The organism is Deferrisoma sp., assembly GCF_054681715.1.
Genome location: NZ_BAAHFQ010000009.1, coordinates 42,284 through 56,396, shown reverse-complemented (window position 1 = coordinate 56,396; position 14,113 = coordinate 42,284). Strand labels below are relative to the sequence as shown.

Annotated in this window: 12 protein-coding genes; 11 read left to right on the top strand and 1 reads right to left on the bottom strand. The window is 71.1% G+C overall.

Annotated features, from left to right (window positions below; genetic code table 11):
• The first annotated feature begins 102 nt into the window (after positions 1–102).
• From rfaE1 to ACY0I8_RS02785, 11 genes are all read left to right on the top strand, one after another.
• Positions 103–1,113 carry a D-glycero-beta-D-manno-heptose-7-phosphate kinase gene (rfaE1, locus tag ACY0I8_RS02835; protein WP_461393494.1) on the top strand — a complete coding sequence of 337 codons (1,011 nt, stop codon included), beginning with the start codon at positions 103–105 and terminating at the stop codon, positions 1,111–1,113.
• Complete coding sequence (locus ACY0I8_RS02830; protein ID WP_461393493.1) at positions 1,088–1,852, top strand: lipopolysaccharide kinase InaA family protein; 765 nt, start codon at positions 1,088–1,090, stop codon at positions 1,850–1,852. Before rfaE1 ends, ACY0I8_RS02830 begins: the two co-directional genes overlap by 26 nt.
• The gene (locus ACY0I8_RS02825) at positions 1,849–2,406 is read left to right on the top strand and encodes a DUF4416 family protein (protein WP_461393492.1); all 558 of its coding nucleotides are present in this window, start codon (positions 1,849–1,851) and stop codon (positions 2,404–2,406) included. The genes ACY0I8_RS02830 and ACY0I8_RS02825 overlap by 4 nt, the downstream gene beginning before the upstream one ends.
• On the top strand, positions 2,403–3,287 hold the full coding sequence (locus tag ACY0I8_RS02820; protein WP_461393491.1) for a YicC/YloC family endoribonuclease: 885 nt from the start codon (positions 2,403–2,405) through the stop codon (positions 3,285–3,287). Before ACY0I8_RS02825 ends, ACY0I8_RS02820 begins: the two co-directional genes overlap by 4 nt.
• 406 nt (positions 3,288–3,693) lie before the next feature.
• Positions 3,694–7,188, top strand: a complete 3,495-nt coding sequence (dnaE, locus tag ACY0I8_RS02815; RefSeq protein WP_461393490.1) for a DNA polymerase III subunit alpha — start codon at positions 3,694–3,696, stop codon at positions 7,186–7,188.
• Positions 7,189–7,231: 43 nt separating this feature from the next.
• Complete coding sequence (locus ACY0I8_RS02810) at positions 7,232–7,561, top strand: hypothetical protein (protein WP_461393489.1); 330 nt, start codon at positions 7,232–7,234, stop codon at positions 7,559–7,561.
• A gap of 25 nt (positions 7,562–7,586) precedes the next feature.
• Positions 7,587–8,726, top strand: a complete 1,140-nt coding sequence (locus ACY0I8_RS02805; protein ID WP_461393488.1) for a cysteine desulfurase family protein — start codon at positions 7,587–7,589, stop codon at positions 8,724–8,726.
• Positions 8,727–8,914: 188 nt separating this feature from the next.
• Positions 8,915–9,964 carry a tRNA 2-thiouridine(34) synthase MnmA gene (gene mnmA, locus ACY0I8_RS02800; protein ID WP_461393487.1) on the top strand — a complete coding sequence of 350 codons (1,050 nt, stop codon included), beginning with the start codon at positions 8,915–8,917 and terminating at the stop codon, positions 9,962–9,964.
• Positions 9,957–11,267 carry a tRNA (N(6)-L-threonylcarbamoyladenosine(37)-C(2))-methylthiotransferase MtaB gene (gene mtaB, locus ACY0I8_RS02795; protein ID WP_461393486.1) on the top strand — a complete coding sequence of 437 codons (1,311 nt, stop codon included), beginning with the start codon at positions 9,957–9,959 and terminating at the stop codon, positions 11,265–11,267. The genes mnmA and mtaB overlap by 8 nt, the downstream gene beginning before the upstream one ends.
• Positions 11,268–11,279: 12 nt before the next feature.
• The gene (gene rnc / locus ACY0I8_RS02790) at positions 11,280–11,978 is read left to right on the top strand and encodes a ribonuclease III family protein (protein WP_459940714.1); all 699 of its coding nucleotides are present in this window, start codon (positions 11,280–11,282) and stop codon (positions 11,976–11,978) included.
• 337 nt (positions 11,979–12,315) lie between these two features.
• Positions 12,316–12,840, top strand: a complete 525-nt coding sequence (locus ACY0I8_RS02785; protein WP_461393485.1) for a thioredoxin family protein — start codon at positions 12,316–12,318, stop codon at positions 12,838–12,840.
• Here ACY0I8_RS02785 and ACY0I8_RS02780 read toward each other — a convergent pair.
• Positions 12,835–13,998: an NAD(P)/FAD-dependent oxidoreductase gene (locus tag ACY0I8_RS02780; protein ID WP_459940712.1), complete on the bottom strand. Its 1,164-nt coding sequence runs from the start codon at positions 13,996–13,998 to the stop codon at positions 12,835–12,837. The two genes, ACY0I8_RS02785 and ACY0I8_RS02780, sit on opposite strands and share 6 nt — an antisense overlap.
• Positions 13,999–14,113 lie beyond the last annotated feature (115 nt).

The window sequence follows — 14,113 nt, the reverse complement described above, 5'->3', positions numbered from 1 at the left end:
GGGCGTGGGGCGATGCGGCCCGGCGGAGGGTACTCGAACGGTTCACGATCGAGGGGTGCGCACGGCGCCACCTCGCGTTTCTTTTTCCGGAGCGGTGTTCGGATGGGCACGATCCCCTGGTTTGACGGCCTGGCCCGGGCGGCGTGGGAGAGGGTGGCCGACCGGCAGCGACGAATCGGCGTCGTGGGCGACCTCATGCTCGACCGGTTCGTCTACGGCGACGTGGACCGCATCTCCCCCGAGGCGCCGGTGCCGGTGGTAGAGGTGGAGCGCGAGGTGGTGCGTCTGGGCGGCGCGGCCAACGTGGCCCATAACCTGCGGGCCCTCGGGGCCGCCGTAGATCTCGTCGGGGTCGTGGGCGCCGACGGCGCCGCCGAGGAGCTCGCGGCCGAACTGGGCGCCAACGGGGTCTCGGCCGAAGGCCTCGTCTCAACTCCCGATCGGCCCACCGCGGTCAAGACCCGGATCATCGCCCGCCACCAGCAGGTGGTCCGGTTCGACCGGGAGCGGCGGGGCCCCCTTCCCGAGGGCGCGCGCTCCAAGCTGGGGGCGCGGGTGGACGAGTTGGCGCTCCGCTGGGACGGGATCGTGGTGTCGGACTACGGCAAGGGAGTGGTGGACCGGGATCTGGTGGAACGGCTCCTTCGGTGGACGGAACGGAGCGGGGCCTGGGTGTCGGTGGATCCCAAGCCGGTGAACGCTGCGGCCTACGCGGGGGTGCATGCCATGACCCCCAACACCAAGGAAACGGAGGCCATGGCCGGGCGCCCGGCCCACGACGACGGGGAGGCCGAAGAGGCCGGCCGGGCGCTCCTGGAGCGCCTCGGGCTCCGCGCGGTGGTGGTGACCCGCGGGGAGCGGGGGATGACCGTGGTGGAACCGGGGCGGGTGACGCACCTTCCCACCCGGGCCCGGGACGTGTTCGATGTGACGGGCGCCGGGGACACGGCCATTGCGGTGTTTACCCTGGCGAAGGCGGCCGGCGCCGGCGTGATCGAGGCCGCCGCGCTCGCCAACGTCGCGGCCGGGATCGTGGTCGGGAAGCTCGGAACGGCCACGGTCAGCCCCGGCGAGATCGAGGAGGCCCTTGTCGCGGCCGAACGCGCGGGGTGAGGGGCCCCTCGGGCCGAGTTGGAAGGCGGCCAGGGGTTCGGCGCCGGGACTGAGGTCGCTCCTGGAGCGGGGGGACTGGCACCCCATTCACCGGCAGCCGGGGCGGATCTGCTACCGCGTGGAGACCCCCCGGGGACCCTTTTTCGCCAAGCACTACCGGCCGGAAGGTGGCCTTCGGGCCGTGTATCTCCTGGGGCTCCAGAGGGTTCCGGCCCGCGCGTTTCACAGGGGCCGAGCCTTGCTCGCCAAGGGGCTCGCGACCCCCGCGCCCCTGGGGCTCTATGTCCGGGGCCTCCTCTGGCCGCGGGAGGCGATCCTGGTCACGGAGTGGGTGCCCGGGTTCACCCCGTGGGCGGTCCATGTCCGCCAGGGGGCCGGAAACCCTCTTGCGGCGGCCGCTGCTGTCGGCGCCTTGGTGGGCCAGCTCCACCGGTTCGGGTACTATCACGGGGACCTGTCGCGGAACGTGTTCTTCGGGGAGGACGGCCGTGGGATGCGGCCGTTCCTGGTCGATCTGGACGGGTTGCGCCGGCCCCTCACGCGGCGCCGAAGGATCAAGAACCTTGAGGAACTGGGCCGGGGGATCCGGCTCGAGGACTTAGGCCTCCGGGGGCGTTGGTGGGCGCTCCGGGCCTACGGGGGCGTGCTCGGGCTCGGGAGGGCGGAGTTGCGGCGCCTCTGGCGGGAGGGGCGCGCCGCGCAGATCCGGAGGATGGCGAAGAAGAGGAGGGCGCCGTGAGCCGCCCCTCCCCGCCGCCGCCCGCGTTTCTGGTGATGGGGATCCTCCTGGCCGCGGGGGAGGACCCCGGGGCGGTCCTGGGCCGGGTCCAGGAGAGCTTCGGACCGATCCGGGACGCCACGGCCTGGGAACCCTTTACGAGCACGCGCTACTACGACCGGGAGATGGGGCCCGGCATCCGGCGGTGCTACCTCTGGCTGGGGGACCCGGTGGACCCGGCGGCGCTTGCCGAGATCAAGGAGCGCACAAACCGCCTGGAGGCCGAATGGGCCGACCGGTCCGGCCGTCGGCGGGCCAACCTCGACCCCGGGCTCCTGGGGCTTACGAACCTGGTGCTCGCCACGGGGAAGCCGGCGGCCCACCGGGTGTACCTGGGCCGGGGCATCTACGCCGAGGTGGAGTACCGGTTCGAGCGGGGCTCGTTCCGGCCCCTGGAGTGGACCTACCCCGATTACCGCCAACCCGAGACCATCGCGTTTTTCAACCGGGTCCGGGACGCCTACCGCCGCTGGCGAAAGGCTCCCGGGCCGTCTTCGGAAGGGACGCCCACATGATCCGCAGCATGACCGGGTACGGCCGGGCCGAGGCCGAGGTATTGGGCCGCTGGCTCACCGTGGAGATCAAGACGGTGAACCATCGGTTCCTGAACTTCAACGCCAGGTTGCCGGGGGACCTCCAGCGGTTCGAACACCGGATCTTGGCCCGCGTCAAGGAAACCCTGCAGCGGGGGCAGGTGAACCTGTTCGCCGGGTGGGACGCGGGCGGGCCGGACACGCCGGCTGTCACCGTGAACCGGGAGGCCGCCAAGCGGGCGGCGGAACTCCTGCGGGAGGTGGCCCGGGAGGCCGGCATAGAGGCCGAGGTGCGCCTAGAGCATCTCCTTGCGTTCCCGGCCGTGACCGAGCCGGCCACCCTGGCGGCCGACGCCGAGGCCCTGTGGGAGGCCGTCTGCGCCGTCCTGGACCGGGCCCTCCAGGACCTGGAGGCGTTCCGCCGCCGGGAGGGGGAGGACCTGGCCCGGGACATGGCCGAGCGGGTGTCGGCGATCGAGGCGCGGGTGGGAGAGATCGACGCCCTGCGGGGCCGGGTGGTGGAGTCGTACCGGGAGCGGCTGCGTCGGCGGGTCGAGGAGCTGGCCCGGGAGGTCCCGGAGGCCGACCTGGAGGCGCGGCTCGCCATGGAGGTGGCGATCCTGGCGGACCGGTGCGACGTGTCGGAGGAGTTGGTCCGGCTCCGAAGCCACATCGACGGATTCCGAAAACTCTTGGATGCCGGAGGGGTTGTAGGTAGAAAGCTCGAGTTCGTTCTCCAGGAGATGAACCGGGAGACCAACACCATCGGGTCCAAGGCCTCCGACGCCGAGGTGGGCCGCCTGGTGGTGGAGATCAAGTCCGAGCTCGAGAAGATCCGCGAGCAGGTCCAGAACGTGGAGTAGGGGCGGTCTTCGGTCGTCGGTCTTCGGTCCGCGGCCGGCAGCCACCGACCCCGACGAAAACGGCGCCGGCGCGCTTTCCGGCTTTCCAGCTTCCTACTAACCCGGCGCCAATACAGGCGCGCAAGGAGATCGCGGGGGCATGGGGCCTGCTTCCGGCCGTGCGTGAGTGCGGCATCCGGCTTACGCTGCATCCGGCACTCAGCCGGAGGGACGGAACCATTCAGGAACTCTGGGCGTTTTCGTCAGTCTGCTTGGCCGAAAGAGTCCTGGTCGTTGGCTGAGTGCCGGATGCAGCGACTGTAGGAGCCACGCCCGGCGCTCCAGCAGGCCCCATGCCCCCGACCGTGTCTATTCTGCCGCCGGAGTAATAACCTCCCAGCCTTCTAGCCTCAAAGCCGAGAACCCCATGTCCCACGCGAACTTCGTCCATCTGCACGTCCACACCGAGTACAGCCTCCTCGACGGCGCCATCCGGCTCGGGGATCTCCTCTCCCGCGCCAAGGAGCACCGGCTCCCAGCCGTGGCCGTGACCGACCACGGGGCCATGTACGGCACGGTGGAGTTCTACAAGGCCGCCCTCAAGGCCGGGGTAAAGCCCGTGTTCGGGTGCGAGGTCTACGTGGCCCCCGGGAGCCGGTTCGACCGGAAACCCAACGTCCACGGCGAGACGAACTACCACCTGATCCTCCTGGCCCGGAACCTCGAGGGCTATCGCAACCTCTGCCGGCTCGTGACCGCCGGGTACACCGAGGGGTTCTACTACAAGCCCCGGATCGACAAGGAGATCCTGCGGGAGTTCTCGGGGGGGCTCATCGGTTTGTCCGCCTGCCTCAAGGGCGAGGTGCCCCGGGCCGTGCTCCGAGGCGACCTGGACGGGGCCCGCCGGCTCGCCGAGGAGTACCTGTCGATCCTGGGGGAGGGAAACTACTACTTCGAGCTCATGGAAAACGGCATCCCCGAGCAGCGGCAGGTGAACGAGGTCCTGATCGAGATGGGCCGGACCCTGGGGGTGCCGGTGGTGGCCACGAACGACTGCCACTACCTGGATCGGGAGGACGCGGCGAGCCACGAGGTGCTGGTGTGCATCCAGACCGGCAAGACCCTCGGGGACGAGAAGCGCATGAAGATGTCCACGGACGCCTTCTACGTGAAGAGCCCCGAGGAGATGGCCCGGGAGTTCGCCCACTGCCCCGAGGCGGTGACGAACACCGTGGAGATCGCCGAGCGGTGCAACGTGGAACTCGACCTCAAAACTTATCACTTCCCGGAGTACCAGGTGCCCGAGGGGGAATCCCTGGCCGACTGCCTCGACCGGATGGCGCGGGAGGGGCTGGAGGAGCGGCTCCGGGTGCGCGCCTACGCGAGCCCCGAGGAGGAGGCCGAAGTCCGGCGGCAGTATTTTGATCGGCTCGAAACCGAGCTCGCCACGATCCGGCAGATGGGGTTTCCGGGGTACTTCCTGATCGTGCAGGACTTCATTAACTGGGCCAAGCGAAACGGGGTTCCCGTGGGGCCGGGCCGGGGCTCGGCAGCCGGGAGCTTGGTGGCCTATGCGCTGCGGATCACGAACCTGGACCCCATTCCGTACGGGCTCCTGTTCGAGCGGTTCCTAAACCCCGAGCGGGTGAGCATGCCCGATATCGACGTGGATTTTTGTTTCGAGAACCGCGACAAGGTGATCCGGTACGTGACCGAGAGGTACGGGGCCGACAAGGTGGCGCAGATCACCACGTTCGGGAAGATGCTGGCCCGGGCGGTGATCCGGGACGTGGGGCGGGTGATGGGGCTCCCCTACGGGGAGGTGGACCGAATCGCCAAGCTCGTGCCGGCCCGTCTGGGGATCACGCTCAAGGAGGCGCTCGAGGAGGAGCCGCGGCTCCGGGAGGCGATGGAGGCGGACCCGCGGATCCGGGAGCTGGTGACCCACGCGCTTAAGCTCGAGGGCCTCAACCGCCACGCCTCGACCCACGCGGCCGGCATCGTGATCGGAAACCGCCCGCTCGTGGACTACCTCCCCCTGTACAGGGGGCAGAACGGCGAACTCGTGACCCAGTTCGCCATGAAAAGCGTCGAGGCGATCGGGCTCGTGAAGTTCGACTTCCTGGGCCTCAAGACGCTTACTGTGATCACCGACGCCGTGCGGATCGTGAACAAGGGCCGTCCCGAGGGGCACAGGCTCGACATCGACGCGATCCCGTTGGACGACCCGAAGACCTACGAGCTCCTGTGCCGGGGGGAGACCACCGGGGTGTTCCAGCTCGAAAGCTCGGGCATGAAGGAGCTCATGGTGAAGCTCCGCCCGAGCACCTTCGAGGACATCATCGCGCTCGTTGCCCTGTACCGGCCGGGGCCACTAGGGTCGGGCATGGTCGAGGATTTCATCCGCCGCAAGCACGGCCAGATCCCCATCGAGTACGAACTTCCGGAGCTCGAGCCCATCCTCAGGGACACCTACGGCGTTATCGTGTACCAGGAGCAGGTGATGCAGATCGCCCAGGTGCTGGCCGACTACAGCCTGGGCGAGGCCGACCTCCTGCGGCGGGCCATGGGGAAGAAGATTCCCGAGGAGATGGCCAAGCAGAAGGACCGGTTCCTGGAGGGCGCCCGCAAGAAGGGCATCGACCCCAAGAAGGCCGAGAAGATCTTCGACCTCATGGCCAAGTTCGCCGAGTACGGGTTCAACAAGAGCCACTCGGCGGCCTACGCCCTCGTGGCTTACCAGACGGCGTACCTCAAGGCCCACCACCCGGTGGCGTTCATGGCCGCGCTCCTCACCAACGACCGGGCCAACACCGACAAGGTGGTGAAGGACATCGCCGAGTGCCGCGATATGGGCATCCGGGTGTTGCCGCCCGACGTGAACGAGTCGGATCTCCATTTCACGGTGGTGGGCGACGCGATCCGGTTCGGGCTGGCCGCGGTAAAGAACGTGGGGGAAGCGGCCATCGAGAACGTGCTGGCTGTGCGGCGCAAGGACGGCCCGTTTCGGGGGCTCAGGGACTTCTGCCGCCGGGTGGATCTGCAGAAGGTGAACCGGAAGGTGATCGAGAGCCTGATCCGGTGCGGGGCCTTCGACTCCCTGGGCGGCACCCGGGCCCAGTACTTGGCCTACCTCGACCGATGCATGGAGGAGGCCTCGGCGCTCCAGAAGGACCGGGCCCGGGGCCAGACGAACCTGTTCGAGGCGCTCGCGGCCGCGGCGCCCGAAAGCGGGGCTTCGGCCGTGGAGGACGAACTCCCCGACGTGCCGCCCCTGGGCGCCGCCGAAGATCTCCGGGCCGAGAAGGAGGTGCTCGGCATGTACCTGAGCGGGCACCCCCTGGCCGAGTGGGAGGATCTCCTGCGTTCGGCCACCGACACCCCCATCGGCGAGCTCGGGGAGCAGGCCGACAAGGCCCAGGTCACCGTAGGGGGCATGGTGGCGGCCCGCCGGGTCATCCGGACGAAGAACGGGTCACGAATGGCGTTCTTCACCCTGGAGGACCTGACCGGGGCGGTGGAGGTGGTGGCGTTCTCCGAGGTGTTCGCCCGGGCCGAGGACCTCATCCAGGCCGAGGACGTGCCCCTCGTGGTCAGGGGAACCCTCGAGAAAAACGAGGAGACGGCCAAGGTACTGGCCGACGAGGTCCTTCCCCTGGAGGAGGCCCCGGAACGGCTGACCCGGGAGGTCCACATCCAGGTGAACGCGGCGTTCCACGGCCGGGGAGACCTGGAGGCCCTGAAGCGCATCCTCTCGTCCCCGGAGATGCGCGGCGCCACCCCCACGTTGCTGCGGATCGTCGTGCCCGAGAAGGCCGAGGCCGTGGTGCGGCTGCCGGAGGCGTACTCGGTTCGGGCCTCGGGCGACCTCAAAGCCCGGGTGCGCGACCTCATGGGGGCCGACGTGGTCCAGTTCCGGTGAGCCGGCTTGAGGGCGCCCGGCCGCTGGGGTAGGATCGGCGGCCATGGACGATCGGCATCTGGAACTCCTGTACGAGTTGTACCGCGACGGCCTCAGCCGAAACCGGCTTTTCGAGCGCTTCCGAGACCCGGCCCTTCGCCGGGCCTGGCGCATGTACCGGACGCTGCGAAGCCTTCGGGCCGAGGCCGGACGGCCCGGCACCCGGGTGACGTTCCGCCTCCGCAACGGCGGCGACCGGGTGGCCGTGGTGGAGCGTCCGGGGTTCCGGTACCGCCGCCTCGTGGTGCTGCCTCCCTGGGCCGCCCGGTTCTGGGACGAGTTGTGGGGCCCCCCCATCGAGGCCGGCCCCGCCGACCTGCCTCGCCCGCGGTAAGGCTGCCTTCCCCCGGGCCGTGGCCGTGAACTCCCGCCCCCGCGCCTATCTCGACTGGAACGCCTCGGCGCCGCTGCGGCCCGAGGCCCGGGAGGCCTTGCTCGAGGCCCTGGATCGGTTCGGAAATCCCTCGAGCGTCCACGCCGAAGGCCGGGAGGCCCGGGCCGTGGTGGACGGGGCCCGGGACGCGGTGGCGGCGTTTCTCGGGTGCGACCCCGCGGAGGTGGTGTTTACGAGCGGGGGCACCGAGGCCAACGCCCTGGCGATCGGGAGCCTCGCGGCCCACGTTGGGGTGCAGCGGTTCGTGGCCGCGCCCATCGAGCACCCGAGCGTGCTCGCGCCGCTTTCGCACCTGGAAGCCGGGGGGTGGGAGGCCCGGTGGCTCCCCGTTACACCGGAGGGGGTCGCCGAGATCCCCCCCGACCTCCGGGGCGAGGGGTTCGGCGTGCTCCAGGCCGCGAACCATGAAACCGGGGCGCTCCAGCCGCTGGAGGCCTTCGCCGCCGCCCTGGGCGAGACCCCCTGGCACTGCGACGCGGTGCAGGCCTGGGGCCGGATCGCGCTCGATCTGCGGGCGTTGGGCTGCGCCACGGCGAGCCTCTCCGGGCACAAGCTGGGGGCTCCCAAGGGTGTGGGGGCCCTGTTCGTCCGCAACGGCACCCCGGTGGAGCCCCTTCTTCGCGGCGGGGGCCAGGAGAGGGGACGGAGGGCCGGCACGGAGAACGTGCCGGGCATCGCGGCCCTGGGGGCCGCCTGCCAGGCGGCCCTCCGGGACCGGGAGGCCGACGCCCGGTGGATGCGGGGGCTCGCCGAGCGGCTGTGGAACGGCCTGCGCGGGATTTGCCCCCTGGCCGCGCGAAACGGTCCCGAGGAGCCCGACCGGCGCCTGCCCAACACGGTGAACCTGAGCGTGCCGGGGGTGGCCGGGGAGGTCCTGGTCCAGGCCCTGGATCTCGAGGGAGTGGCGGTGTCGGCCGGGTCGGCCTGCGCATCCGGCGTCACCGAGCCGTCGCCCGTGCTGCGGGCCATGGGACTTTCGGCGTGGAGGGTGGAGGGGGCGATCCGGGTGAGCCTGGGCCCCGGCACCCGCCCGGAGGACGTGGATCGGTTCCTGGAGGCGCTCGCCGCCGTGTGGGGCCGGCTCGGCCCGGGGCGCGCGGGCTGATCCCCGGCGAGCTCGACCGGGAGATGCCCGGGCGATGCAACCTCCCGCGACCCGAAGCGCAACGAACTGGGGGCCAGACCCCACACGGGGGTGATCGGGCGGCTGCCCCCGTCGGGGCGGGGCCGGCTCGGCCCACCGGCGCAGCCTTTCTACCCCCACTCCAGCCCGTTCGGAGGCGTTTGTAACCCGTGCGCGTTGCCGTGGCCATGAGCGGCGGGGTGGACTCGTCCGTCGCCGCCGCCCTTCTCCAAGAGCAGGGACACGAGGTCGTGGGCCTTACGCTCAAGGTGTGGGAGCGGGCCCGGTGCTGCTCGGCCGACGACGTGGAGGACGCCCGGCGGGTGGCGGCCCGGCTGGGGATCCCGTTCTTCGTGCTGGACGCCCACGGGGTGTTCGACCGGGAGGTGGTGGAGCCGTTCGCCCGGGGCTACGAGGCCGGGCTCACCCCGAACCCCTGCGTGGTGTGCAACCGACGGGTGCGGTTCCGGTGGCTGGTGGAGCGGGCCCGGCTCCTGGGGTGCGCCTGGGTGGCCACCGGGCATTACGCGCGGCTGGAGGAGCGCCCCGGGGGTGGGGTTCGGCTCCGGAAGGGGCTCGACCCCAAAAAGGACCAAAGCTACTTCCTGGTGCCCGAGCGGTCCGAGGATCTGGAGGGCATCCGGTTCCCCCTGGGGGGATGGACCAAGGAGGAGGTCCGGCGCAAGGCCGCGGAGCTTGGCCTCCCGGTGGCCCGAAAGGCCGAGAGCCAGGACGTGTGTTTCGTGCCTGACGGGGACGTGGCGGGGTTCCTGGACCGCCGGCTCGGCCCTTCGCCCCGGGGCGAGATCGTGGACCTAAAGGGCCAGGTTCTGGGCACGCACAGGGGCCAGAGGGCCTACACGGTGGGGCAGCGCCGGGGGCTTGGGATCTCGGCCCCGGTTCCCCTCTACGTCCTGCGACGGGACGGGCCGGGGAACCGCATCGTGGTGGGGCCCCGGGAGGCCCTCCTGTGCCGGGATATGGATGTGGATAAAACCGTTTGGTTGGAGGACGATTTGCCCAAAGAGTTTGAGTGTTCTGTCAAGATTCGGTCCACCGCGCCGGAGGTCACGTGCCGGGTCCGGAGGCGGGGCGCGGGAGCCCGGGTGCGGTTTGCGACCCCCCAGTTCGGGGTGGCCCCGGGGCAGTTTGCCGTCTTTTACCGGGCCGACGTGGTCCTGGGCGGGGGGTGGATCCGGGAGGCCGGCGGCCGTGGGTGAGGAGCGCCAGCGGGTTTCCGTGGCCACGGTGGGCTGCAAGGTCAACCGGTTCGAGTCCGAGGCCCTGGAGGAGGCCTTGCGCCGGAACGGGTACGAGGTGGTGCCGCCCGGCGAGCCGGCCGACGTGGTGATCGTGAACTCGTGCACCGTGACCCACCGGTCCGACCGCGACACCCGGGCCCTGGTGCGGCGGGCGCGCCAGCAGAACCCCGGCGCCCGGATCGTCGTGACGGGCTGCTACGCGGAGGTTTCCCCCGAGGAGGCCCTGGCGGCCGGGGCCGACCTGGTGGTGGGCACCGGCGGCAAGTTCGCCGTGCCCCAACTCCTGCGGGACGGCGCCACCGGGATCCGAAAGCCGTGTGGGGACGAGGGGGGCGAGCGGTTCCCGGCCGTCGGGGGGCTCCGGGGCCGTGCCCGGGCCTACCTCAAGGTGCAGGACGGGTGCAACGCGTTTTGCGCCTACTGCATCGTGCCCTACGCCCGGGGCCGCTCCCGGAGCCTCCCGCTCGATCGGGTCCGCCGCGGGCTTGCGCGCCTGCGGGAAGGGGGGTATGGGGAGGTTGTGCTGACCGGTGTCCACCTGGGGTTGTGGGGCCGGGATCTCTCGCCGCCCCAACCCTTCGCCGCCCTTTTGGACGCGGCCGAGGCCGCGGGGATCCCGCGGATCCGGCTCTCCAGCCTGGAACCCGGGGAGATCACCGACGGGCTCCTCGAGCGGCTGGCGCGGTCGGGGGTGCTTTGCCCCCATCTTCACGTGCCGGTCCAGTCCGGCTCCGACCGGATCCTCCAACGGATGGGGCGGCCCTACGGGGCGGAGCTCGTGAGGGAGCGCGTCGCCCGGGCGGCCGAGCGGATCCCGGGCCTGTGCGTCGGCATGGACCTCATCGTGGGGTTTCCCGGCGAGACCGAGGAGGACTTCCGGGAAACCCTCCGGCTGGTGGAGGACCTGCCCGTGGCCTACCTCCACGTCTTCCGCTTCAGCCCCCGCCGGGGCACCCGGGCCTGGGACCTGCCCGAACGGGTGCCGGCCGCCGAGATCAAGCGGCGGGCCGCGGCCTTGCGGGCCGTCGGGGAGGGGAAGCGGAGGGCGTTCTGGGCCTCCCAGGTGGGGCGGACCCTGCCCGCCCTGGCCGAGAGGGCCGCGGCAGAGGGGCGGCTTCGCCTGCGCACCCGCAACTACCTGCCGGTGGAGGTGGCGTGGGAGGGAACGCCGCCCCGGGAAGAGGTAATGGTGCGCATTGAGGGGGCCGGGAAGACGGTCGTGCGGGGACGTGTGGTTGCGGACGGGGTGGAGCCCAGCTGAGGAGCACCGACCATGGACATGGAACGCCGAGAGAACCTGCGGGACCTGGAGGAAGCCCTGGGGTACCTGTTCGAGACCCCGGACCTCCTGGATCAGGCCCTGACCCATAAGTCATACGCGAACGAACGGGGCAGCGGGATCCGCGACAACGAACGGTTGGAGTTCCTCGGGGACGCCGTGCTGGACCTCGTGGTGTCCCACCTGCTCTATGAGCTCCGGCCGCCCCTCACCGAGGGGAAGATGTCAAAGGTTCGGGCGTTCTTGGTGAGCGAGCCGAGCCTGGCCGAGGTCGCCCGGTCCTTCGGGCTGGGGCGGTACCTGCTGCTCGGGAAGGGGGAGGAGCAGACCGGGGGGCGGGAGAAGCCCTCGATCCTCTCGGGCGCCTTCGAGGCGCTGGTGGCTGCCATCTACCTGGATGGGGGGTTCGACCTGGCCCGGGAGTTCGTGGACGCCGTGTTCCGGCCGCTCCTGGAGGCCGAGGGCCCCGGCGGGCTGGACCGGGATTTCAAGACGAGGCTTCAGGAACACTGCCAGGGGCGGTACGGCACGGCCCCCACCTACCGGTTGGTGGGCGAATGGGGGCCCGACCACGACAAGACCTTCGAGGTGGAGATCCGGTTGGGCAACCGGGTGCTCGGCCGGGGGCGGGGCCGCAGCAAGAAGGAGGCCGAGCAGCGGGCCGCCCAGGGCGCGCTGGACGTGTTGGAATGAATTTCCGGTTTGCGCACCGGCGAAGTCGTGATACCCTGGAGCCGTTCTAAGAAACCTCGGTCGTCGGTCACCGGCCTTGCGGTCCCCGGTCCCTTGCCCCGCCCGCCAGCGCGCGCGCCCGCTTACGCGTGTCAGTGGGTCGCGAACAGGCCGCGCTGCGCGGCCTACGGCAGCTTCCGAGTAACTTCGGTCTAAGGTCGTCGGTCCGCGGTCTCCGGTCCTTTGACCTAAGCTATGGCGCCGTGTGGCTGAAGCGAAAAGTTATTGTTCCTGCGAACAAGCCGCCCCGCGGCGTAGCGAAGCTTCCAAGATCTCCCAACCCTCCCGGAGGTGTGGCATGCGTCCCTGGTTCCCCCTGTTTGCGGCTCTTCTGCTTGGCGCCTGCGCCACCGGCGGCCACATGGCCCACCACGGCACGGCCCACCAGCGGGTGGAGGGGTCCCTCGCGAGCGACATCGCGATCCCGTTCTATTCCCTCGAAGAGGGGAAGCGGTTGGCCGCCGAGCAGAAACGGCCGATCATCGTGGACTTCTACGCCCCGGAGGGGTGCAGCCGGTGCGACCGGTTCGCCAAGCACATCTACAACAACCCGGAGATCGGTCGGTACATCACCGAGAACTTCGTGCTGGTGCGGATCAACCTCATGGGGAACATGACCCGCGACGAGATCGCCCTGGGGCGCAAATACGACTACAACTACGACTGCCTCCTGGTGTTCCTCGACTACCGGGGCGAGGTGATCGAGGACCTTTCGGGAAAGCGCATGTGTTTTGCCGACTTCATCGAACCCGAGTGGTTCAAGCAGTACCTGGCCCGGGCCGTGGAGGAGAACCGGCGGCGCGTGGCCGGGGGGAGTTCATAGACCGAGAAGGACCCGCACGAGGCCCCAGGGGCTGAACAGGGCCCTGGGGGGCGTGGTGCCGGCAACGATGCCCGCGGCCAGTTTCCGAAGCCGCGGGCTTTGTTGTGCCCGGCGGGCGAGGAGATCGCACAGGCCGGGTCGCGCCAGCCACCGCTCGGCCACCCGGTACGACGCGTACCGCCGGGCGAGCTCGGTGCGGACCCAGCGGCGGTAGGCCTCGAGTGCCCGGGCGCCGTGCGCCAGGAATCCGGCGGCGGCTTCCCCCGCCTTCCGTCCCGACTCCAGGGCCGGGCCGATCCCCTCGGCCGTGAACGGATACGAGGTGCCGAGCGCCTCCCCGGCCCACACCACCGGACCCGGGTCCACCGGCGGCCGTGCCGGGGGTCCGCACCGGATGGGGGCGGCCCGGGGCGGCCCGTCCCAGGCGATGCGCCCCCGAAGTTCCCCGAGAGCGGGGGAGGTGGCGCACAACCGTTCCAGCGTCCGGTGGAGGGGCGCATCGGCCCGTCGGGTGCGGAAGGCGCCGCACCCGACGTTGAACCGCCGGCCGCCCAGGGGAAACACCCACCCGTAGCCCGGGAGCACGCTGCGGTCGTAGGTGACGGCCGCGAACGGGAGGTCGGCCGGGCCCGTGGCATAAACCCGGAGGGCCACGGCGTCGGGGGCGGGGCGCCCCAAAGGACGCGCCGTTCGGGGAGCGAGGGCCTGAAGGGCGCCCGTGGCCACGACGGCGATCCGCGCCCGCCAGGTCCGGGCGTCGGCGGCCGTGACCCGCACCCCGGGCGGCTCGGGAACCGCCGCCACGATCCGGGCCGGTTCCACCTGCGCCCCCTCCGCCGCGGCCGCCTCCACCAGGATCCGGTCGAGGGTGGAGCGGGACAGGGTGCGGATCGGGACCCGGAGGGCCACCCCGTGGCCCCCCGGGCTCCAGATCCGAAGTTCCTCCACCGAATGGGCGGCCCGGCCGAGGAGTGCGGTCAGCCCGAGGTCCCCGAGCTCTTCCCAGGCGTCGTCGAGGAGCCCGTCCCCACAGGTTTTCTCCCGGGGCGGCGGGGAGCGGTCCACCAGAAGCACCCGGGCCCCGGTCCGGGCGAGCATCAGGGCGGCGGCGCCGCCGGCCGGGCCGGCCCCGACCACGATGGCGTCGTACGTTGGCACCCCGCGCCTCCTTCCGGTGATCGGGCTTTACCTGCGGCGGGCTAGGGTGCTACAAGACGCGGCTTCCTGGCAAACGGCCCGGGCGGAGGCCGCCGAAACCTGCTGGCGGCGAGGG

Coding starts and splice junctions, on each gene's coding strand:
- rfaE1 (WP_461393494.1), top strand. CDS start 103: ATGGGCACGATCCCCTGGTTTGACGGCCTGGCCCGGGCGGCGTGGGAG.
- ACY0I8_RS02820 (WP_461393491.1), top strand. CDS start 2,403: ATGATCCGCAGCATGACCGGGTACGGCCGGGCCGAGGCCGAGGTATTG.
- dnaE (WP_461393490.1), top strand. CDS start 3,694: ATGTCCCACGCGAACTTCGTCCATCTGCACGTCCACACCGAGTACAGC.
- ACY0I8_RS02810 (WP_461393489.1), top strand. CDS start 7,232: ATGGACGATCGGCATCTGGAACTCCTGTACGAGTTGTACCGCGACGGC.
- rnc (WP_459940714.1), top strand. CDS start 11,280: ATGGACATGGAACGCCGAGAGAACCTGCGGGACCTGGAGGAAGCCCTG.
- ACY0I8_RS02785 (WP_461393485.1), top strand. CDS start 12,316: ATGCGTCCCTGGTTCCCCCTGTTTGCGGCTCTTCTGCTTGGCGCCTGC.